Origin of the sequence: Janthinobacterium longum (genome assembly GCF_051380735.1) — a bacterium.
Classification (GTDB): domain Bacteria; phylum Pseudomonadota; class Gammaproteobacteria; order Burkholderiales; family Burkholderiaceae_D; genus Janthinobacterium.
This window is the reverse complement of sequence record NZ_JBNYXQ010000001.1, coordinates 1,616,887-1,637,237: the sequence shown is the minus strand read 5'-3', so window position 1 is coordinate 1,637,237 and position 20,351 is coordinate 1,616,887. Positions and strand designations below refer to the sequence as shown.

At 60.9% G+C, this 20,351-nt stretch carries 26 protein-coding genes; 19 read left to right on the top strand and 7 right to left on the bottom strand.

Going from position 1 to position 20,351, the window contains the following annotated elements:
* Window positions 1-34 precede the first annotated feature (34 nt).
* Genes ACQ4WM_RS07455 through ACQ4WM_RS07430 form a run of 6 tightly spaced genes read left to right on the top strand, consistent with a single transcriptional unit; the run spans window position 35 to window position 2,180 of the window.
* Window positions 35-400 carry a hypothetical protein gene (locus ACQ4WM_RS07455; protein WP_436546030.1) on the top strand — a complete coding sequence of 122 codons (366 nt, stop codon included), beginning with the start codon at window positions 35-37 and terminating at the stop codon, window positions 398-400.
* Window positions 397-657 (top strand): hypothetical protein, encoded by a 261-nt coding sequence (locus ACQ4WM_RS07450; protein ID WP_436546029.1) that lies wholly within the window; start codon window positions 397-399, stop codon window positions 655-657. The genes ACQ4WM_RS07455 and ACQ4WM_RS07450 overlap by 4 nt, the downstream gene beginning before the upstream one ends.
* Entirely contained in the window at window positions 648-1,169 is a 522-nt protein-coding gene (locus ACQ4WM_RS07445) for a glycoside hydrolase family 19 protein (protein ID WP_436546028.1), read from the top strand. The genes ACQ4WM_RS07450 and ACQ4WM_RS07445 overlap by 10 nt, the downstream gene beginning before the upstream one ends.
* Window positions 1,166-1,501 carry a ubiquitination-like system serine protease family protein gene (locus ACQ4WM_RS07440; RefSeq protein WP_436546027.1) on the top strand — a complete coding sequence of 112 codons (336 nt, stop codon included), beginning with the start codon at window positions 1,166-1,168 and terminating at the stop codon, window positions 1,499-1,501. The genes ACQ4WM_RS07445 and ACQ4WM_RS07440 overlap by 4 nt, the downstream gene beginning before the upstream one ends.
* The gene (locus ACQ4WM_RS07435) at window positions 1,498-1,893 is read left to right on the top strand and encodes a hypothetical protein (RefSeq protein ID WP_436546026.1); all 396 of its coding nucleotides are present in this window, start codon (window positions 1,498-1,500) and stop codon (window positions 1,891-1,893) included. Before ACQ4WM_RS07440 ends, ACQ4WM_RS07435 begins: the two co-directional genes overlap by 4 nt.
* Entirely contained in the window at window positions 1,890-2,180 is a 291-nt protein-coding gene (locus tag ACQ4WM_RS07430) for a hypothetical protein (protein WP_436546025.1), read from the top strand. The genes ACQ4WM_RS07435 and ACQ4WM_RS07430 overlap by 4 nt, the downstream gene beginning before the upstream one ends.
* 10 nt (window positions 2,181-2,190) lie before the next feature.
* On the opposite strand, the gene ACQ4WM_RS07425 is transcribed toward ACQ4WM_RS07430, so the two are convergent.
* Entirely contained in the window at window positions 2,191-2,955 is a 765-nt protein-coding gene (locus tag ACQ4WM_RS07425) for a toll/interleukin-1 receptor domain-containing protein (protein WP_436546024.1), read from the bottom strand.
* Window positions 2,956-3,578: 623 nt separating this feature from the next.
* Here ACQ4WM_RS07425 and ACQ4WM_RS07420 point away from each other — a divergent pair.
* The 4 genes from ACQ4WM_RS07420 (at window position 3,579) to ACQ4WM_RS07405 (ending at window position 5,844) form a co-directional block, all read left to right on the top strand.
* Window positions 3,579-3,890: a hypothetical protein gene (locus ACQ4WM_RS07420; RefSeq protein ID WP_436546023.1), complete on the top strand. Its 312-nt coding sequence runs from the start codon at window positions 3,579-3,581 to the stop codon at window positions 3,888-3,890.
* On the top strand, window positions 3,887-4,141 hold the full coding sequence (locus ACQ4WM_RS07415; protein WP_436546022.1) for a hypothetical protein: 255 nt from the start codon (window positions 3,887-3,889) through the stop codon (window positions 4,139-4,141). Before ACQ4WM_RS07420 ends, ACQ4WM_RS07415 begins: the two co-directional genes overlap by 4 nt.
* Window positions 4,117-4,380, top strand: a complete 264-nt coding sequence (locus ACQ4WM_RS07410) for a hypothetical protein (RefSeq protein WP_436546021.1) — start codon at window positions 4,117-4,119, stop codon at window positions 4,378-4,380. The genes ACQ4WM_RS07415 and ACQ4WM_RS07410 overlap by 25 nt, the downstream gene beginning before the upstream one ends.
* A 498-nt stretch (window positions 4,381-4,878) precedes the next feature.
* Complete coding sequence (locus ACQ4WM_RS07405) at window positions 4,879-5,844, top strand: diacylglycerol/lipid kinase family protein (protein WP_436546020.1); 966 nt, start codon at window positions 4,879-4,881, stop codon at window positions 5,842-5,844.
* Between the two features lie 10 nt (window positions 5,845-5,854).
* On the opposite strand, the gene ACQ4WM_RS07400 is transcribed toward ACQ4WM_RS07405, so the two are convergent.
* Window positions 5,855-7,012 (bottom strand): hypothetical protein, encoded by a 1,158-nt coding sequence (locus ACQ4WM_RS07400; protein ID WP_436546019.1) that lies wholly within the window; start codon window positions 7,010-7,012, stop codon window positions 5,855-5,857.
* A 230-nt stretch (window positions 7,013-7,242) separates the two neighbouring features.
* Here ACQ4WM_RS07400 and ACQ4WM_RS07395 point away from each other — a divergent pair, with 230 nt between their 5' ends.
* The 3 genes from ACQ4WM_RS07395 (at window position 7,243) to ACQ4WM_RS07385 (ending at window position 8,955) form a co-directional block, all read left to right on the top strand.
* Window positions 7,243-7,815, top strand: a complete 573-nt coding sequence (locus ACQ4WM_RS07395) for a type 1 glutamine amidotransferase domain-containing protein (RefSeq protein ID WP_436546018.1) — start codon at window positions 7,243-7,245, stop codon at window positions 7,813-7,815.
* Between the two features lie 59 nt (window positions 7,816-7,874).
* Window positions 7,875-8,465, top strand: coding sequence for a FecR family protein (locus ACQ4WM_RS07390; RefSeq protein WP_436546017.1), 591 nt, complete (start codon window positions 7,875-7,877; stop codon window positions 8,463-8,465).
* Window positions 8,466-8,526: 61 nt separating this feature from the next.
* Entirely contained in the window at window positions 8,527-8,955 is a 429-nt protein-coding gene (locus ACQ4WM_RS07385; protein WP_436546016.1) for a YfbO family protein, read from the top strand.
* Between the two features lie 20 nt (window positions 8,956-8,975).
* Here the strand turns inward: ACQ4WM_RS07385 and ACQ4WM_RS07380 are convergent, their stop codons facing one another.
* Window positions 8,976-10,871, bottom strand: coding sequence for an amidohydrolase (locus tag ACQ4WM_RS07380; protein WP_436546015.1), 1,896 nt, complete (start codon window positions 10,869-10,871; stop codon window positions 8,976-8,978).
* 236 nt (window positions 10,872-11,107) lie between these two features.
* Here ACQ4WM_RS07380 and ACQ4WM_RS07375 point away from each other — a divergent pair, with 236 nt between their 5' ends.
* Complete coding sequence (locus ACQ4WM_RS07375) at window positions 11,108-11,806, top strand: YoaK family protein (RefSeq protein ID WP_436546014.1); 699 nt, start codon at window positions 11,108-11,110, stop codon at window positions 11,804-11,806.
* A 69-nt stretch (window positions 11,807-11,875) separates the two neighbouring features.
* Here the strand turns inward: ACQ4WM_RS07375 and ACQ4WM_RS07370 are convergent, their stop codons facing one another.
* On the bottom strand, window positions 11,876-12,523 hold the full coding sequence (locus tag ACQ4WM_RS07370) for a response regulator transcription factor (protein WP_436546013.1): 648 nt from the start codon (window positions 12,521-12,523) through the stop codon (window positions 11,876-11,878).
* A 197-nt stretch (window positions 12,524-12,720) separates the two neighbouring features.
* Here ACQ4WM_RS07370 and ACQ4WM_RS07365 point away from each other — a divergent pair, with 197 nt between their 5' ends.
* Window positions 12,721-13,410 (top strand): hydrolase, encoded by a 690-nt coding sequence (locus ACQ4WM_RS07365; RefSeq protein WP_436546012.1) that lies wholly within the window; start codon window positions 12,721-12,723, stop codon window positions 13,408-13,410.
* An 86-nt stretch (window positions 13,411-13,496) separates the two neighbouring features.
* Complete coding sequence (locus tag ACQ4WM_RS07360; protein ID WP_436546011.1) at window positions 13,497-13,775, top strand: XapX domain-containing protein; 279 nt, start codon at window positions 13,497-13,499, stop codon at window positions 13,773-13,775.
* On the opposite strand, the gene ACQ4WM_RS07355 is transcribed toward ACQ4WM_RS07360, so the two are convergent.
* The 3 genes from ACQ4WM_RS07355 to ACQ4WM_RS07345 form a co-directional block, all read right to left on the bottom strand.
* A complete protein-coding gene (locus tag ACQ4WM_RS07355) occupies window positions 13,776-14,432 on the bottom strand; it encodes a response regulator (RefSeq protein WP_436546010.1) in 657 nt (218 codons plus the stop codon).
* A gap of 58 nt (window positions 14,433-14,490) precedes the next feature.
* Entirely contained in the window at window positions 14,491-15,252 is a 762-nt protein-coding gene (locus tag ACQ4WM_RS07350) for a sensor histidine kinase (RefSeq protein ID WP_436546009.1), read from the bottom strand.
* Between the two features lie 227 nt (window positions 15,253-15,479).
* Window positions 15,480-16,451, bottom strand: a complete 972-nt coding sequence (locus ACQ4WM_RS07345) for an alpha/beta fold hydrolase (protein ID WP_436546008.1) — start codon at window positions 16,449-16,451, stop codon at window positions 15,480-15,482.
* Window positions 16,452-16,645: 194 nt separating this feature from the next.
* Between ACQ4WM_RS07345 and ACQ4WM_RS07340 the strand changes: the two genes are divergently transcribed.
* The 3 genes from ACQ4WM_RS07340 (at window position 16,646) to ACQ4WM_RS07330 (ending at window position 20,268) form a co-directional block, all read left to right on the top strand.
* On the top strand, window positions 16,646-17,074 hold the full coding sequence (locus ACQ4WM_RS07340; protein WP_436546007.1) for a DoxX family protein: 429 nt from the start codon (window positions 16,646-16,648) through the stop codon (window positions 17,072-17,074).
* Between the two features lie 227 nt (window positions 17,075-17,301).
* Window positions 17,302-17,661 carry a hypothetical protein gene (locus ACQ4WM_RS07335; RefSeq protein WP_436546006.1) on the top strand — a complete coding sequence of 120 codons (360 nt, stop codon included), beginning with the start codon at window positions 17,302-17,304 and terminating at the stop codon, window positions 17,659-17,661.
* A gap of 198 nt (window positions 17,662-17,859) precedes the next feature.
* The gene (locus ACQ4WM_RS07330) at window positions 17,860-20,268 is read left to right on the top strand and encodes a catalase (protein WP_436546005.1); all 2,409 of its coding nucleotides are present in this window, start codon (window positions 17,860-17,862) and stop codon (window positions 20,266-20,268) included.
* Window positions 20,269-20,351 lie beyond the last annotated feature (83 nt).

Sequence of the window (20,351 nt, the reverse complement as noted above, 5' to 3'; positions counted from 1 at the left end):
AACGTCACCCACACCATCACCTGAAAGGCCGAAAATGGCTGAACCCGCATCGTCCACCGTCGGCATCGCCATCGCCGCCGGCACCATCACCCTGACCGGCAGCATCTTGGGCGTGCAGTACGACGCGCTGCTGGCCGGTCTGGCTGGCGGCCTCGTGTCGCTATCCTACCTGCCGCCCATGCGCTGGTCCCGGATTGCCAGCAGTGTCGCCGGCTCCTCGCTGATCGCCGGCTGGTTCGCACCGGTGGCCAGCGTCACGGCCGGTAATTATTTTCCATTCGTCAGCGCGGCCGGCGAGTCGGGTATTCGCATTGCCGCCGCTGCAGGGCTGGGCCTGTGTGCGCAGGTCATCATCCCGGCCGCATTCGCGTGGCTGCGCAAGAAAGGGGACCTGCCATGAATATTTTGTATTCGATCGACATGGCGGCGGCGGCCGTCGTGCTGCTGCGCGGCCTGTTCGGCGCCATCAATGACATGTGCCCGGGTACAAGCACCCGGATTCGCATCACCTGGATCGTGCTGGTGTGTGGCGCCGCTGCGGTGCTGCTGTACGGCGTCGCGCCGGCCTGGCCCGAGGTGCTGCTCCATTGCGGTATCGCTGCGCTGGTCTGCGTCGAACGGCGCGCTTCATTCTGGAAAGGGCCGTCATGCAACTGACCCTCACCCAACTGTTGAAGATCATGCCGCTCGCCCGAGCCCGCGCGGCGGCATTCCTTGATCCACTCAATTCGGCCATGGCCGAGTTCGGCATCAACACGCCGGCGCGCCAGGCATCGTTCCTGGCCCAGCTGGCGCACGAATCCGGGCAACTCGTGTACGTACGCGAGTTGGCCAGCGGCGCGGCCTACGAGGGGCGCAAGGATTTGGGCAACGTGCAGGCCGGCGATGGTGCGCGTTTCCGTGGGCGCGGCCTGATCCAAGTGACCGGCCGCAGCAACTACGCCGCCTGCGGCAAAGCCCTGGGCCTGGACCTGCTGGCGCAGCCGGCGCTGCTCGAACAGACCGTCAACGCCTGCCGTTCGGCCGGCTGGTTCTGGCAATCGCGTTGCTTGAATGCACTGGCTGATGCTGGCGACCAGGTTGCGGTGACGCGGCGCGTCAACGGCGGCACGAATGGCCTGGCCGAGCGCCTGGCGTATTTCAAGATCGCCCAGAAGGTGCTGGCGTGAGCGCGCTCGGCAGCAAGTTGTGGCGCAGCCAGCTGGGCGGCCTGATGTTTCATTGCCCCGGTTGGGGCTATGAGCACGTCGTCCACGAAGCTGGGCAAGGCTGGGCCGGCCCCACTTGGTCGTTTAATGGCGATGGCGATAAACCAACGTTCTCGCCATCCGTGCTGGTCACGACAGGCCGCGCGGTCGATTCGTCATTTGTGAAAGAAGCAGGTGATCCGCCGGAGGTGTGCCATTCATTCGTCATCAATGGCCAGATCCAGTTCCTCGGCGATTGCGACCATGTGCTGGCTGGACAAACTGTTGAAATGCCAGATTGGCGGCAATCATGAGTGCCGGCACCGCGCTGGCCTGCGCCGCCGTCAGCGGCATCTGGAAGGCGGCCGCCATCGCGCTGGCCGCCGTGCTGCTGGTGGTGACCGGCGCCACCGGCACCGGCTGGTGGCTGGCCGCTGGCGACCGCGATCTGGCGCTGGCGGACTTGAAGGCAGAGCAGGGCGTCAGCACCGGCCTGCGCGCATCGATCACCGAGCAGAACCTGGCCGTCGACGGCATGGCCCGGGCTACCCTGCTGGCCCAGCAGCGTGGCGAGGCAGCGCAGGTCGCTGCGGCTGCTGCGGGCAAGAAATACAGTGCTGCGCAAGCGCAGCTGGCCGGCGTGCGCGCCACAACCTGCGACGAGGCCATGCCGGCCGTGCGGCGCATGCTGGAGGATGTGCGATGAAGCCCCAAATGGCGCGACATATTATTCCAAAAATTATTTCCATCGTGTTGCTGACCGGCTGCGCCAGCGCGCCGCAGACGCCAGTTCGTGTAGAGGTGCCGGTGTTGGTGCCGTGCATCGGCGAAGTGCCGCAGCGGCCCGTCTACGAATTCGACAAGTTGCCATCGACGGCGACTGATGGCGAGATCGTCCTGGCGCTGGCGCGGGACTGGGCGCGTTCACGCACATATGAGCAGACACTTCAGGCGACAATATCGGGGTGCGTAGATAAGCAACACCCCGGCTAGGAATAGGAAGTTAGTTACCTAGTAAGTCATCAAATGCATTTAGCATAGCTTCAACCTCTGGCCATTTATGATTCATGCTGATCAATGCTTCCAGTGGATGCGCACCTTTTCGATGTGATTTGGCGATTGCCCAGAGTAAATAATCTAGGGTTACCGGCGCTCCACCTGCTTGAAAAGCATGAGTCGTATTTATGACTGCATGGCTTGGGAATTTCCTGTTTGCTTCCTCGATTTGCTTTATTAATTCGGGGCTTTTCCCGCGTAAAGCAAGTTTTTTATGTCCATCTAGTTGCGCTGCGTAATGTGCGGCTACTTCTTTCGCAGCAGCGACTTCTGCCCTTAAAATCTCCAGCTCGTCGTGTGTTGCAGTCAAGGGTTTTGCACCGCCTAATGCCCTTAGTAATAGACTGAAAACCTCATCATATTTTTCGGAATCGATGAAGTTTCCATAAAATTTACCTTTTAAAAATCCTGGGAGTTCGACTTTTTCAAGTAACAACGGGAGCACAACAACTCTATTTTCTTCGATTTCCCTGTTAGACGCGATGTCGAGTTCGCGCGTCACCCATTTACTTGCAATTGATGCATTTGAGAGTATGGCAGCCACATAATCTACATCATCAAGTCCCTCTCGAATTTTCTCAATAAGGGAATCCCCAATATTAATTTCTGCCTCATCAATCCAAACTGCGAAGCCCGCCTTCCTTAAATCGTTACCAAGCTTTCTAGCGAACGGCTTATCGACGTGTGAATGACTTAAAAATATGCTACTCAATTTTTTCTCCAATATTGGTAGATATATTTACAAATTACTTTTTAGAGTTGGCACGTAATCGATTGCCGTAAATCCGTCGGAGTCTACGTCTATCATCGGCACTTCGATTGATAAACCGGAGCGAACACCGTTGACGCGCTCTATGGTTGACGGAACTGCGTATCTACGAGACAGAATATATTTATCGTCGATGATGCTATAAATCTTAAATTGATATACAGAAAGCGTCGTTCCGGTAGATCCAATGATCGGCATTTTTGCGTCCTTTATGAATGAACATATCATATTCGCCTTTCTAGGCGGGAATTGCAACCTTCTTGACTCGCATCTTAAGGGGCTCAAGCTGAAGAAGATGATGCTCACGCTCAAACCTACGACTGTTGATCGGATGCATCACAACGTGCAGAGACACCGTTTGCATGGAGTCATAAGCGAGGTAGCCCCACCGAAGTCACATGCGTCGAGCGCGCCGACTGAAGTTCGCACGTCCTACTAGTTACAAATCTCGTGTTCAGGGATTCAACGACTACAGATATACTGTGTTTATGTACAGTAATTTGGTGCTTGCCATGAAGATAAGAGTGGTTAAGATGCGTTCAGCCGGGGTGGCCGTGGAGCGTCGCATGCTGAACGACCGGTACACCGTAAAGCACCACGGCTTGTTGGTCATCATGGACGTGACCGATCAGGGGCTACGGCGCCCTGTCAAGGTGGCGCGACTTACGCAGCCCGGCAGGCCAGGCCCTTATATGGAACTGCTCGACCCTCACATCGTCTGGGCGAACGACGGAAAATTCACGCTCGCCGGGTTCGAACGGGCAACCAATGCGGACGGTAAGGTTGTAGAGTTCGCCCAGTCGTGGCTTTGCGCGCTGGATATGGCTTTGCCGGAGCCGGCAATCGATACCAGGAACGTCCGGCCGATGCGGTCATGAGCAATTCTCGAAAGCCCCTGACGACAGTCGAGCTGGTGGAAATCCGGCTCCGTAGCGATTCGCCGGACATGCGCGCCGTGCTGCAGGAGATCATGCGCTTGCGCGCAATCGTATCAAAGGCGGACCAGCTGGAGCGCAGCCTGGGGCCGACTGACGATGTGGTAGAGACGATCCGTGATGTTTTGCGGGCCGAGCTTGACGATGAGCCATCCATTGCAGAGTTGGCATGGAACGATCGATGTGTGCGATGAGTAGGATTCGGGCGCCGCTCTGCATCGAGCAGCTGAAAGAAATTCAGGGCCGCAACGACTCGGCCGACGTGCTCGCGCTGCTGTGGGAAATACGCCGCTTGCGCTCGATTGCAGCAACGGCAGACGAACTAGATCAAAGCCTGGGGCCGCACGTCGGCATGCCTGGGTTGATCCGTGCAGAGCTGCGAGTGAAGCTAGACGGCGAGGGCTGCCTCGTAATGGTGTCGTCACCTGAATAGATGCTCGATTATCGTACCGGACATGCCTGGCCAGTGCTAGCCCAGCCGACCATGCGCTGCGCCTGGTCGACCAGCACGATGAATGGGTGGTAGCATACAATTCGATTCCTGATCGCGGAACCGCGCGATTTTTCCCGCATGAAATTTTTTGGCAGAAAATTGGCATTTACGGGTTTAGGTTATTGATTTAATTGGTATTGCGCTTCCGGCAAGCGGCACCAGAGATTCATCAAAAAGCCCGTTTATCTGCAAAGGTAAGCGGGTTTTTTGTTATGCATGTCGCACGTGACGCAAGTAAGCGCCTGCCTTGGCCGTCTTCCATGGCATGGGCGCTGTGCGATAGTTTCTGACCGTTTCGCCATCTGCCTGATGATGATCGTTTTTCAACCGTCATCTGTCGCTTGCGTACGCTAGCGCGCATAGCTCCGGGCCCTCTTCACGCTACGATACAGCCACCCACCACCCCGGTGACGACGACCAAGCGATCCTGCCATGCCCATGACCACTGTTGCACCCGACGCCCCGTTTTTCATCGCGCTCAATGCCGGCTCCGGCCATGACGAGACCGAGGAGCGGCGCTCGACCATTGAATCGGTATTGAACGCTGCCGGGCGACAGTTTCACCTGACGATGATCGACCAGCCCGATACGCTCGACGAGATTGCCGCGAAGCTGGCGCAGCAGGCTGTGGATGCGGGCGGGGTGCTGGTGGCGGCCGGGGGCGATGGCACCATCAATGCCGTGGCGCGGCAGGCGATTGCGCATGGCTGTGCGTTCGGGGTGCTGCCGCAGGGCACCTTCAATTATTTTGGTCGTACGCACGGCATCCCGGAAGACTTGAACGAGGCGGTGCATGCCTTGCTGGCCTCGCGGCTGCATCCGGTGCAGGTGGGCATGGTCAACGAGCGCGTGTTCCTGGTCAATGCCAGCATCGGCCTGTATCCGAAGATGCTGGAAGAGCGCGAAGTGGACAAGAAACAGTTTGGCCGCAGCCGTTTTGTGGCGGCACTGTCGGCCCTGAAAACCCTGCTCAGTCCCCATCGCCGGCTGCGCCTGGTACTCAATCTCGACGGCAAATTGCAGCGCATGCGTACGGCCACGTTTTTTGTCGGCAATAACCGCCTGCAGATGGAGCAGATTGGCATTGCGCCACTGAGCGCCGCGCTCGAAGACGGCCACCTGGCCGCTATGGCGCCGCGCACCAGGGGCAAGCTGGGCATGCTGTGGCTGATGCTGCATGGCGCGATGGGCCAGATGGGCAGGCTGGACCACGCCGAGCAGCTGGCGACCTTCAGCTTCAAGCGGATGGAAGTCAAGGTGCGAACGCTTTCGCGACGTCGCAAGATCAAGGTGGCGACCGATGGCGAGGTAAGTCATATGAGCAATCCGCTCGAATTTCGCGTGCTCGATGAGCAGTTGCTGCTGTTGAAACCCGATCCGGCGCCTGAGCCATTGCCTGCTTGAGCCTCCGGGCTTATCGACACGTCAACAGCGGCGCCCAACTGCAGTGCTGTTTATACCATTCGCGATAAAAGATCATTTCATATTGCTGCGCAGGCAATGGCGGCAGGTTCGCCATGTCAGCATCCATCATTTTTCCTGTTTCAAGCTCGACCATCCCTATATTGAAAGCCGGCAAGCCTGGCTCATGCGGCACCATGTTGTCGCGTCGCCAGTAGATGGCAAGATGGCGGCCATCGGGACTTTGTCCCAGGACCCAGTAGTCGATGCCGCGCAGTTCAGGCAGCATGAAGACATCGGCTGTTCCGGTATCGACGACAACATCTGCGTCATGGAATATTCTGTCATCCGACAGGCGCTGTTGCGCACCGCGCACTTCGCCCACAAAACGCGATGTCCAGGCCGCATGCTCGCCACTGACGATAAACCAGCCAACACGGTTGTCCTTCAGGTCCGCAGTGACCAGCCACCCGGCCTTATTTCCAAGCAAATCGAGCGCACTGAATTCGTCAATATATCGGGGAGTGTCGCCATTCAGATATCGTCTCTCGAACCGCAACGCCACATGCTTGTTCTTGTGGAGCAGGGTTTGATAGGTCATCGTGTCCGTACCGTCGTGTTCGTAGCGTCTCTGGGTGTAGGTCACGATATTATGCTTGAGGCTGTTCGCCATGCCTGGCGCCAGTCGCGGCAGCGCGACCGGCTGTGCGCAAGACAGCTCGCTGCGGTCCTGATGAGCGTGGGCCAGCTCCTCACTGTCCTTGCCTGGTCGTATATCGCCGATCAGGATGGCGCAGATGTAGTGATCAGGGCGCAAATAAATTTCAACAATTTTTCCGCCGGCCTGTTCCACTTTCACCGGCAAGGTCACGCGGTACCATGTGGCGCGGCCTTCACCGGCTATCCATTCGAGTGTGATGGAGCGTTCCTTCTTGAATGATCCAACGCTGCCGAAGACGCCGATTTTCTGGTCCGCAATGCGCTCTCTGGATACGGCATGATTGCCGCTGCTGCCCAGCACGGTAGCCGAAATGACTGGCTTGCCCGAATAGTTGTAAATGGCATAGGAACCCCGCGTGTCCGGTGTGCAGGCGCTCAAGCCTGCCGCAGCGCAGAACAGCAAGGCCGGGCGCATAAGCATTGCCACAAGCGAGTGCAATATTAAATTCACTACCGGATCCTTTCATCCCGATTGCGCGGCGACGGCCATGCACCACCCTAACACAAGCGTTTCAGTATCAGTCATTGCCCAAGGCGTTCGATCATCGTTTTCGTGAACAGTTCTGGCTGCCAAAACGCAGGCTCGGTGCGTGCGCTCACATACGCATGCGCCATCGCCGGTTAAGGTAAGCCCTTACGGCATGCCACTTCGCGCATGCCCAACCAGCAAAGGAGCTCACCATGGCAGCAAACCAACCCAGCACGCCCCTCGACGCAAAACGCATTGCGGTACTGATGACGGACGGCTTTGAACAAGTGGAATTTACCGGCCCGCGCGATTTCCTTCAGGAGCATGGCGCGGTCATTACTATTGTCTCGCCGAAGACTGGCGGCAAGCAGGTAGTGGGCATGCATCACAAGGATGAGGGCGATTCGTTTGATATCGACGTCACGGTGGCCGAAGCGCAGGCACGCGACTATGATGCGCTGCTGCTGCCGGGCGGCGTAGCCAATCCCGATGAACTGCGCATCGACCCGGCGTCGGTGGCGTTCGTCAAGGCGTTTGCCGATGCGGGCAAGCCGATTGCGGCGATCTGCCACGGCCCCTGGACGCTGATCGACGCGCAGGCCGTGCAGGGCAAACAGATGACCAGCTGGCCAAGTCTGCAGGCTGACTTGCGCAACGCCGGTGCCGTGTGGCGCGACGAGAAAGTCGTAATCGATGGTAATCTGGTCACCAGCCGCAAGCCGGACGATATCCCTGCTTTCAATGACGCCTTCCTGGCCGTGCTGACACAGGTCAGGGCTGGCTAGTTCAGGAACACTCGCGGCATGGGCAAGCAGTCTCCGGCTCTATCAATGCAAGCGATTCCATGAACATTTTTCCCGGCCGGAACGGCCCAGGCAACGCAGCACCTCACGGCCTGCGCCGACGCCGCTTTTTGCCGGCGCTGGCCATTGCGGCCGGCGTCGTGCTGGCCTGCACGATGGGTGCGCGGGTCTGGAGCAACTGGCTGGCGCAGCCGCTGATGGTCAAGGCCTGCAGCACTGCGCCTGGCGAGCAGGCCGAGGTGCAACTGTCCGACGGCAGCCGGCTGCTGCTCGATGGCGCCACCCGTCTTGAGGTGCGCTATTACCCGCGTCGCCGTGAAGTGACCCTGTTCGAAGGGCAGGTCCGGTTTGACGTCCAGGCTGACGATGATCGTATTTTCCAGGTACAGGCGGGCACGCTGCGCGCCACCGTGAAGGATGCGCGCTTTGCAGTGCGCCATGTGCCCGGGGCAGAGGGTCACGGCGAGGTGCGCGTCGCCGTCGAACGGGGTTCGGCGAGGGTGGAAAATGTCACGGCTAAGTCTGCCGACCATGCCCTGCAGCTTGCGGCCGGCCAGCAGGTATGGGGCACGGTGCATGGCGTGACGGCTGTGTCGCCGCTGGGCGCCACCGATCTTTCGCCATGGCTGTGATGCCTCGGCATGCATTCGATACAATATTGCCTTGTCACTCAATCCGAATGGAACCCCACCCATGCCCGAACAACTGCACCGCTACCTGGCCTCGCTCGAGCTCGGCGATGGCGATACGCCCCCGGTAGTTGATCTTGATCTCTACTTTGCCGGTAACACCGATGAAGATTCGATCGCGCCCAACCAGTGGGGCTATGGCCGTCCGCCGATTGCGAAGCTGTATGAGCTGTTTCGTGGCATTGCCGCCAGGCCGGACGTGGAAAAAGTGCTGGTCGGTTTGCACCAGGAATGGTGTGAGCATGACGACGCCAGCGCTTTTCCGCCGGCCGAAAACATCCATATTCTGACCACTGCCAGCCAGCAAGAAGTGGAGGGCTGGATCACAGGTATGGAAGCCGATGGCGTGGTGGCGGGCTGGCCCTACGGCAAACCCGCCAATGCCCCCGAACCCTCAGCTGGCTACACGGTGTTTTCCGTGTGTTGGGACTGAGGGCGCGGGGTCGAGGGTGGTCAGAATGCGAAACAGCTGCAGCCCAGGGCACCCCAGAAACCCGAATGGCTCGATACTGGCACCGCGCTCTTGCGCGCCACGTCGTGCGCGTGAGCGTGTACGCCGCAAGCGCCCTGGCACTGGTGCTGCTGCATCACGGCAGTTTTTTGCGGCGGCGCGTTGCGATAGTGGCCAGCCACGTTTTTCACCGGTGACCAGTCCGGCAGCACGGGAATCGGTGGCGGCGCCAGGGTCGTGAATTCGGACTGGCCGTAGACGATCTTGCCGCCAACGATGGTCAGCACTGATTCGATCGACTTGATCGCTTCTTCGTCGATGCTGAAGAAATCCGCGCTCAGCACGGCCAGGTCTGCCAGCATGCCTTGCTGGATGCGACCTTTTTTACCCTTTTCGTTCGAGAACCAGGCGCTGCCCGTGGTCCACAGTTCCAGCGCCGTGTCGCGCGACAAACGCGAACCCGCGTCGTACAGGCGCAAGCCGCCCACGGTGCGGCCAGAGACCAGCCAGTATAGCGCCGTCCACGGGTTGTAGCTGGCCACGCGGGTGGCGTCGGTACCGGCGCCGACCGGCACGCCGGACTCCAGCATGCGGGCAATCGGCGGCGTCAGTTTGGCCGCTGCCGCGCCGTAGCGGTCAACAAAATACTCCCCCTGGAAGGCCATGCGGTGCTGGATGGCGATGCCGCCACCAAGCGCCTTGACGCGGTCGATATTCTTCGGCGTGATGGTTTCGCAGTGGTCGAACATCCAGGTCAGGCCGTCGAACGGAATCTCGCGGTTGACCTTTTCAAACACCGTCAGCATGCGCTCTATCGACTCGTCATAAGTGGCGTGCAGGCGGAACGGCCAGCGTTTCGATACCAGGTGGCGCACTACCTTTTCCAGCTCGTCGTCCATGCCAGGCGCCAGGTCCGGGCGTGGCTCCAGGAAGTCTTCGAAGTCGGCGGCCGAAAACACCAGCATTTCGCCGGCGCCGTTATGGCGATAGTAGTCATCACCCTGGCCCGGCGTGACCATCTCGGTCCACTTCTGGAAGTCCTGCAATTCAGCGCCCTTGTTCTGCGTGAACAGGTTGTAGGCGATGCGGATGGTCAACTGATTATCTTTTGCCAGCTGGTCGACCACGGCGTAATCTTCAGGGTAGTTCTGGAAACCGCCGCCGGCGTCGATGGCACTGGTCAGGCCCAGGCGGTTCAGTTCACGCATGAACTGGCGCGTGGAATTGACTTGCAGCTCGCGCGGCAGGGTCGGTCCCTTGGCCAGGGTGGCGTACAGAATCATCGCGTTCGGGCGGGCGATCAGCATGCCGGTCGGGTTGCCCGAGGCGTCGCGCACGATTTCGCCACCGGGCGGGTTCGGCGTATTCTTGTCGTAGCCGACTACGCGCAAGGCGGCGCGGTTGAGCAGGGCGCGGTCATACAGGTGCAGGATAAACACCGGGGTGTCCGGTGCGGCCGCATTGATTTCTTCCAGCGTCGGCATGCGTTTTTCGACGAATTGGAATTCGTTCCAGCCCCCCACTACGCGTACCCATTGCGGGTTCGGCGTGCGCAGCGCCTGTTCTTTCAGCATGCGCAGGGCGTCGGCCAGCGACGGCACGCCTTCCCAGCGCAGTTCCAGGTTGTAGTTCAGGCCGCCGCGTATCAGGTGCAGGTGCGAGTCGTTCAGGCCGGGAATCACGGTGCGCCCGTTCAGGTCGATCACGCGGCTGTCCGGCTTGCGGTGGCGCATGACTTCGTCGACATCGCCGACGGCCAGGAACTTGCCGTCGGCAATCGCCACGGCGCTCGCTTGCGGGCAGCTTTTGTCGACCGTGTGGAAGCAGCCGTTGAACAGGATCAGCGGCGCTTCTTTCGACGGCGCGCTGGTGGAGGACGAGGTGGTGTGTGAGGTCATGGTGCAGCTCCGTGGCAGGTGAAGAAGGGCCGGCGCCAGCGTGAGGCGCGGGCGCAAGGGCGATAGTCTCGTTCCTCAGTGTAGTCGTGGCGGGCAGGCTTGGCACGGGCCAAAAGATCAGTTGGGCGGTTCCTTACTGGACTAATGGGTGGTGCGGTGGCGCGTTGCCTGCCTTACCATGCAAGCATGTCGCGCTTCGGCGCTTTTCTCAGTATTTCGGAATGCAGGAGTTCACCATGGATCAACCACCACACAGCCGCCTGTTCGGCGCCAGCCTGGGCTTTTTGGCCGGCTATGTCGATACCTTGGGCTTTATCGCCCTGTTCGGCCTGTTTACTGCCCATGTGACGGGCAACTTCGTGCTGATTGGCGCGGCCCTGGCCGACCCGTCGCGCGTGTCGATCCTGTTGAAATTCCTCGCTTTTCCCGCTTTTGTGATCGGCGTGGCCGTCACGCGCCTGATGGTGCTGGCGATCGATCGCCGCGGCGGCCCTTCCTTGACCCTGGCGCTGATATTGCAATGGGTGCTGCTGGCCGCCTTCATGGCCTTCGGCTGCCTGGCCGAGCCGATCGGCAAGGATGTCAGCGATATGGCGATGATCGCCGGCCTGCTGGGCACGGCCGCGATGGGCGTGCACAGCGCCACCAGCCGCTTGCTGCTGGCGCACCTGGCGCCGACCTCGATGATGACCGGTAACGTCACGCAGATTGTGCTCGACACGGTCGACGTGCTGCGCGGCGCGGCCGATGCCACTACCAGCGCGCGCTGCGTGAAGACCCTGTGGCCGCTGGCGGCGTTTGCGGTGGGCGCGATTGCTGCCGCGTTTGCTTACCTGGCATATGGCTTTATCGCGCTGGCCGTGCCCCTGACCGTGCTGGGCGCCGTGATCCTGGTGCAGCAGCGCACGGTGCGGCCGGCCTTGCCGGCGGCGTAAGTACGCCATGCGCACTGGCGCTTGCGCGTGCCGCGCAACCGGGTGCAGCGCTGGCGCCGTCGAAGCTGATCAGGTATCGAGGATGCCGCGCCGTAGCGCGATGGTGACCGCATGCGTGCGGTCCTTGGCGCCCAACTTGGACAGGATGGTGCTCATGTGGGCCTTGACGGTTTCTTCCTTGATGGAGAGCAGGGCGCCCGTTTCGCGGTTGGAATTGCCCTGCGCGACCAGGCGCAGCACTTCCAGTTCGCGGTTCGACAGCACGTCGGCGAAGGCATAGCGCGCCATCTCGGCTGCGGCTTCGGGCGCGATATGGCGCCGGCCCGCATGCACCGCCTGTATCGCCGCCAGCAATTCATGGCGCAGCGAACTTTTCAGCAGATAACCGCAGGCACCGGCCTGTACGGCGCGCCCGACCAGGGTGTCGCCCTTGTAGGTGGTCAGCACGATAATGCGTGCTGCGGGATGCTGTGCGCGGATGGCGGCGATCGCGTCGATGCCAGTCATCACCGGCATCTGCAAGTCCATCAGGGTCACGTCTGGCTGCAGTGCCAGGAACTGTTGCACCGCCTGCTCGCCATTGCTGGCCTGGCCCACCAGTTGCACGCCAGGGAATAACTGCAGCAGGGTGGCGATGCCGTCGAGCAGCAATTGATGGTCGTCAGCGATCAACACGCGTATCGCCGGACGATCACTGTGCATCGTGCTGGCGGTCATGGAAGGTAAATCGATCAAGAGTCGTCAATAGATGATGAGTGAAAGGCATTTTACATCAGGGTTTGCCGCGCTGCAGCACCGGGTTCCCGGCGCGGGAAAATCGCCCGCCTATATATTTAGATAGTGGTGCGCACGGCGTGCCAGGCATACGATGGGCAGCAGTAACCCACCCCCACTTTTTTATTATGGATGCCATCATGACCAACCCGAAACTCGAAGTCCTTACCCCTGACAACTGCCAGATCATTTTTATCGACCAGCAGCCGCAAATGGCCTTCGGCGTGCAGTCGATGGACCGCCAGGCGCTGAAAAACAATACCGTGGGCCTGGCCAAGGCCGCCAAGGTATTCAACATTCCGACCATCATCACCACCGTCGAAACCGAAAGCTTCTCGGGCCACACCTACCCGGAACTGCTGGACGTGTTCCCGGGCAAGGATATCCTTGAACGCTCTTCGATGAACTCGTGGGATGACCAGAAAGTGCGCGACGCACTGGCCGCCAACGGCAGGAAAAAAGTCGTTGTTTCGGGTCTGTGGACGGAAGTGTGCAACAACAGCTTCGCCCTGTGCGCGATGCTGGAAGGCGACTATGAAATCTACATGGTGGCCGATGCTTCGGGCGGCACCTCGAAAGAAGCGCACGACTACGCCATGCAGCGCATGATCCAGGCTGGCGTGGTGCCGGTCACCTGGCAGCAAGTGCTGCTGGAATGGCAGCGCGACTGGGCGCACAAGGAAACCTATGACGCCGTCATGAAGATCGTCAAGGAACACTCGGGCGCCTACGGCATGGGCGTCGATTACGCCTACACCATGGTGCACAAGGCAGCACAGCGCACCACCACCGAGCACACCACCCTGGCGCCGGTTCCTGCCAACAAGTAAGCCTGCAACAAGCGCTAACCCCTGCTGTCTTTGCCGCCGCGCCCGATCCCGTGCGCGGCGGTTTTTTTTACCAAGAGGATTGAATCATGAAACTATATGTGATTTCGCTGGCCGTCGGCCTGCTGGTCGGCATTATTTATGCCGTGTTGCAAGTACGCTCGCCGGCGCCACCGGCAATCGCCCTGATCGGCTTGCTGGGCATGCTGATCGGCGAACAGATCGTGCCGAGCGTCAAGCGGTTGATGGATGGGGAGAAGATTACCGTGTCATGGCTGCGCAGCGAGTGCGTGCCGAAGATCAGTGGCGTGGAGGCGAAACCGACGCTGGCGGAAGTGCCAGCGCCGCAAAAAGATACCGCAGTGTGATCAGAAGGCGCCCAGCAAGCCCCGCTGGGACGCCACTGTCGCCGCTTCAGTGCGGCTTGAAACGTTGAGTTTCGACAGGATATTGTTCACGTGGAATTTCACCGTGCCCACCTCGATGCCGGCGCTGCGCGCGATCATCTTGTTGCTCTTGCCGGCCGATAAATGCTGCAGGATGTCGAGTTCGCGCTTGGACAGGCGGTTGGCGTCGATGCGCTCGGCCAGCTGGGCCGCCAGTTCGGCCGGCAGGTATTGCTTGCCGGCCGCCACCGTGGTGATGCAGTCGGTCAGCTGGTTGAAGCCGGAAGCCTTGAGCAGGTAGCCGCGTGCGCCTGCACGCAGGCCACGGTGCACGTTTTCTTCTCCCTGGTAGGTGGTCAAAATGACGATGCGGGCGTTGACGTCGAAGGCGCAGATATGTTCGATCGCCTGCACGCCGTTCATTTCCGGCATGTTCAGGTCCATCAGCACCACGTCCGGGCGCAGGTGCTGGTACAGCTCGAGCGCCTGCTGGCCGGTGGAGGCCTGGCCCAGCAGGCGAAAGCCGGACATGGAATTGATCAGCGAGGCCAGGCCCGCCAGTATCAGCGGATGGTCGTCGGCGATCAGGATCGAAATCGGCGTATCGGCCGGTTCTTGCGTGTCGTGAATGTTCTGCATGGTCGTGCTTTCCTTCAGGGGCACCCTTGCGGGCGCTGTGCAGTTCGGTATAGGAGGGTCACGGCGACGGCACGGTAAAGTGGAAGATGGCGCCGTGCGCTCTGGCCGCTTCGTGCCACAGGCGGCCGCCATGCGCTTCGACGATGGCGCGGCAGATGGCCAGGCCCAGGCCCATGCCTTCAGGCCGGGTTGAATACAGGGCCTCGTAGATGCGCGATGCCGCCTCGGGCGCAACGCCAGTGCCGCTGTCGGCCACGCTGAAGCGCAGCATGGCGCCATCGCGCCGCGACGACAGCACCAGGATGCGTGGCCGTTCGCCATTCGCGCGCATGGCATCGACCGCGTTCGCCACCAGGTTCATGATCACCTGTTGCAGTTGCACGCGGTCGGCGCGCACGGCTTGCTGGCCCAGGGTCAATCGGGTTTCGATGGCGATACCCTGCTGTTGCAGCTCGGTGTGCAGCAACAGCAGCACTTCCCTGGCGGGGTCGTCCGCCGGAAAGGTGGCGGGGGTGCCGGTATTGTTGCAAGCCAGGCCGCGCAGGCTGCGTATCATTGCGCTGGCATGGTTGCCGGCGCTGGCGATGATGGCCAGCGCGTCGCGTACATGGTCCAGGCGTGGCGGGTCCTGCTCCAGCCAGCGCAGCGCGGCGCTGGCGTTCAGTGCGATGGCGGCCAGCGGCTGGTTCACCTCATGCGCGATCGAAGCGGCAAACTGGCCCATGGCATTGATGCGCTCCGTGCGCGACTGCTCTGCCGGCGCCGGGAGCACGCTGGCATTGGCGGAGCGGGGCGTTGCCTGGTACAGGATGCTGGCCATGGTGTCAGGCAATGCTGCAAGTGCTGGTGGCGGTGCTGCGGCAGACTGAATGGGCGTTCATCGTGAAGGTCCTGTCGGTCGTTGCGGCCGATGCCGCGATCACACCGAGTATGCCTGCTGTTGCAGGCATCGCTGTTATACGAATGGGGGAACGCGGAGTTTTTTTGCGGCGCAGCGGCCGCCGGGAAACATCGCCGGCGGCCGCCAGCGATGCCGTCAAACGGGGATCAGGACTTGATAAAAGCCAGCAGGTCTTCGTTCAAGCGATCCTTGTGGGTGGTTGGCAGGCCGTGCGGCGCGCCTTCATAGATGATCAGCTTGGCGTTCTTGATGATCTTGGCCGAAGCCTTGCCCGACGCGTCGATCGGCACGATCTGGTCGTCGCTGCCGTGCACCACCAGGGTCGGCACGGTGATTTTCTTCAGGTCGGCCGTGTAATCGACTTCCGAGAACTCCTTGATGCAGTCATAAGCGTTTTTGATGCCGCACTGCATGCCCTGCAGCCAGAAGGTGTCGCGCTGGCCTTGCGTGACTTTCGAGCCGGGGCGGTTGGCGCCATAGAAGGGGCCCGACAGATCCTTGAAAAACTGCGAACGGTCGGCCAGTACACCGGCGCGGATGCCGTCGAAGACCGACATCGGCAGGCCACCCGGGTTGGTTGGCGACTGTACCATTTGTGGTGGCACGGCGCCCACCAGCACGGCCTTGGCCACGCGTTTTTCGCCATGGCGGCCGATGTAGTGGGCCACTTCGCCACCACCGGTCGAGTGACCGACCAGGGTCGCACCCTTGATGTCGAGCGCGTCGAGCACGGCGGCCAGGTCGTCGGCGTAGGTATCCATGTTATTGCCCTGCCAAGGCTGGCTCGACAGGCCGTGGCCGCGGCGGTCATGGGCAATCACGCGGTAGCCGTGGCTGGCCAGGAACATCATCTGGTCTTCCCAGGCATCGCTTTGCAGTGGCCAGCCATGGCTGAACACGACAGGTGTGCCGGTGCCCCAGTCCTTGAAGTGGATCACGGTGCCGTCCTTGACGGTGATGCTGTTGATGGTCTTGCCGGTGGCTGCGGTGGCAGCCGGTTTGGCAGCGGCGGCAGCACCGGCAGTGGCCAGCAGGCCTGCACCGGCGGCAACGCCAGCCACGCCGACCAGCAGTTTGCGGCGCGAGGTGACTTCTTCGGTTTCGATTTTCCTGGACATGATGTTTCCTTCAGTGTGAGGTTGGGGGACGACATGAACCAGTGTAGTGATGCACGTGGCAAAGCGCTCCTGTCAAAAGACCAGTCGCCACGCGTTTTTCACGCTGCGCGCTGGCCTTTTGGCAGGGGCTGCAGGCGCTGGCGCTGCCTATGATGGACGGTCATGGCGCGTCGCGCCTTTCCTGGAGCAAGACGATGAAACAATCCCGCTGGCTGGCAAAACTGATCGGCCCTTTTACTCCTGACGCCGGCTTGCTGTTTGCCCGCGTGACGGGCGCGCTGCTGGTGCTGCACGTGCATGGCCTGCCCAAGCTGCTGCACTTTTCCGCTGAACTCGCGCACATTGACGACCCGCTGCACCTGGGCCGCGCGCTGACCCTGTACTGCGCGCTGTTCGCCGAGCTGGTGTGCCCGGTGCTGGTGGCAGCCGGCCTGCTGACGCGCCTTGCCGCCTTGCCTTTCTTGTTCCTGCTGCTGGTGTCGATGCTGCTGGTGCATCCGGACTGGAGCATCGCTGACGGCCAGTTCGGCTGGCTGCTGATCATCGTGTTCGGCACCATCGCCATCAGCGGCGCAGGCAAGTATTCGGTCGATGCACACTGGCGTGGCGTCGTGAAGGACTGACAGGGCACTTGCCAGCAGGAATTCTCCTGTTGTCCACTAGGTGAGACAGCGCACGGTTAGTCATGCCGGACGGCGTTAATGTAGCAACAACAGCTCGCTGCTGATGTTGTTGATACGCATCAGCCCGGCAGCGTTCAATCGCCTCTTTTGACTGGGGCGAGGAAAATCATGATTCGGTCAGGCATCGAGCATGGTTGGATTTTATTGTTCACTAAAAGGAAACCATCATGAACGCAAACGCAATCGACAAAGCCGCCAACGACATCAACAACACCGCACAAGACGTGCGCAAAGACGCCCATAACGCCGTCGACAAAGTGGCTGACAAAGCTCAGCCAGTGGTCAACAAGGTCGCCACCAGCCTGCATAACGGCGTGGACCAGGTCGGCGAAAAAATCAGCGCTGTCAGCGACAGCGTCAGCTCGGCATCGGAAAAACTGATGGAGCGCGGCAAGGAGTGGAGCGCCGCTGCCCAGCGCGCCAGCGAAACGGGCCGCACCTATGTGCGCGAACGCCCTGCCACGTCGCTGCTGGTGGCCCTGGCTGCCGGTTATGGCCTGTCGAAACTGCTCGGCGCGCGCAAATAAGCGCGTGCATTATCGCTGACGCGGTTCCGACACCAGTCTGTCATGGGCGCCGGCCCAGTCTGCCTTTGGCTGACTGGTCTGGCGCCCATGTGCGTCATGCACCAGCAATTTGTATCTACGTGAAACTGTTGGCCTTGATCATTTTTTTGCCTGGCATTGAAACGCAGTAATTGAACATTCCCCACCCACAGGAGATATATGGCTACCAATAAAAAAGCACCATCGACCGATGGCGCAGGTTCCGTCTTGAGCAGCATGGCAGGCCCGTCCGAAACGACGCCGCCGCAAAGCCTGGGCAGCAGCAACGAGGCAGCCGATACCCTGCTGCGCAAAGTTGCCGCCAGTCAGGCCTTGTCCGAAGCCATGCCCGCCAATCCCAATGTCGCTGGCCAGTATGGCGATGCGGCCCGTACGCCGCTCGAAGGCGTGCATGTGGACGCCAGCGACCCGGCCGCTACCGGAAGTACCACCGGCGAAACCGTGGCATCGCCGAAGCTCGGTGCCGGCAAGCCACAGCTGGGCGCCAATGCCAACAATCTGCCGCTCGACCGCGTACGTGCCGACGACAGCGGCTGTGTGCTGACCACCAACCATGGCGTGCCAGTGGGCGACAACCAGAATTCGCTGAAAGCGGGCCTGCGCGGCCACACGCTGCTGGAAGACTTTATATTGCGCGAAAAAATCACGCATTTCGACCATGAGCGCATTCCGGAGCGCGTCGTGCATGCGCGCGGCTCGGCTGCCCACGGTTATTTCGAATGTTATCAGGAGCAAAGCGATCTGACGCGCGCCTCGCTGTTCGGCAAGGCCGGCAAGCGTACGCCCGTGTTCGTGCGCTTTTCCACCGTGGCCGGCGAACGCGGTTCGACCGATACGGCGCGCGACGTGCGCGGCTTTGCCGTCAAGTTCTATACGGACGAAGGCAACTGGGACCTGGTCGGCAACAATATCCCCGTGTTCTTTATCCAGGATGCGATCAAGTTCCCTGACCTGGTGCACGCCGTCAAGCCTGAACCGAACAACGGTATTCCGCAGGCCGCCAGCGCGCATGACACGTTCTGGGATTTCGCGTCCTTGATGCCGGAAATTACGCACATGCTGATGTGGGTGATGTCGGACCGCGCGATTCCGCGCAGCTATCGCACCATGCAGGGCTTCGGCGTGCATACCTTCCGCCTGGTCAATGCGGCAGGCCAATCCGTCTTCTGTAAATTCCACTGGACGCCGCTGGCCGGCACCCATTCGCTGGTATGGGATGAAGCCGTCAAGATCAGCGGCGCCGATCCTGACTTCCATCGCCGCGACCTGTGGGAAGCAATCGAAGCGGGCGAGTATCCCGAGTATGAACTGGGCTTCCAGGTCTTCACCGAAGAGCAGGCCGAAGCGTTCGAATTCGATGTCCTTGATTCGACCAAGCTGATCCCGGAAGAAGTGATCCCGTTGATTCCGGTCGGCAAGATGGTATTGAACCGCAATCCGGACAACTTCTTTGCCGAAACCGAACAGGTAGCGTTCTGTACCGCCCATCTGGTGCCCGGCATCGACTTCACCAACGATCCGCTGCTGCAAGGGCGTATTCACTCTTATGTCGACACACAGCTGACGCGTTTGGGTGGTCCTAATTTCCATGAAATTCCGATCAACTCGTCGGTGGCGCCGGTGCACAACAACCAGCGCGACGGCTTCCATCGCCAGGCCATCAACCGTGGTCGCGTGGCGTACGAGCCGAACTCGCTGGCCGGCGGTGCGCCGTTCCAGGCCGGCGAACGCGGCTTCAACAGCTTCCCGCAACCGTCCGAAGGCGACAAGGTGCGCGGCAAGGCCGAGAAATTTGCCGAGCACTTCGGCCAGGCACGCCAGTTCTTCCTCAGCCAGACGCCGGTCGAGCAGGATCATATCGTCAATGCTTTCCGCTTCGAGCTGACCAAGGTGCAGACCGTGGCAATTCGCGTGCGTATCGTCTCGATGCTGCGCAATGTCGATGAAACGCTGGCACAGCGCCTGGCCGATGGCCTGGGCCTGGCCCTGCCGCCAGCCATGCCACGCATGGCCATCGTGCCGGTGCCCGACTACGCGCCGGCGCCATCGCTGTCGCTGACCTTCCGTCCCGGCAAGACCGGCATCCACACACGTCGCGTGGCGATACTGGTCGGTGCGGGCACTGATGCGGCGCAGGTGCGCAATATCTACGCGTCCCTGCTGGCCGATGGCGCCGTACCGCGCCTGGTGGGCAGCCAGCTGGGCCGGGTCGATACTGCCGCCGGCACGCCGCTGGCCGTGGAAGTGACGCTGGAAGCGGCGCCGTCGGTGCTGTTCGACGCGGTGGTGGTGGCGGACGGCGAAGCGGCTGTCCAGCAACTGAGCCTGGACGCCCACGCGCTGGACTTCGTGCGCCTGCAGTTCCGTCACTGCAAGCCTATCCTGGTGGTCAATGCCGGCAAGACCCTGCTCGACAAGGCAGGCGTGCCGACCACCTTGCCTGACGGTAGCCCTGATCCGGCCATCATCATTGCCGCCGCTGGCGATGCAAAAGCGGTGGCGAAGTTCAAGAACGCGTTGGCGGCACACCGTGAGTTTGCGCGTGAGACGGATCCGCCGCGCGTGTAATTAGTTAGCGTAAAGCCAGGGTCAGACCCGCCGTAACTCGGCGTCCCCGTCTGACCCTGGTTTTCCGCTGCGTCATAGTCAGA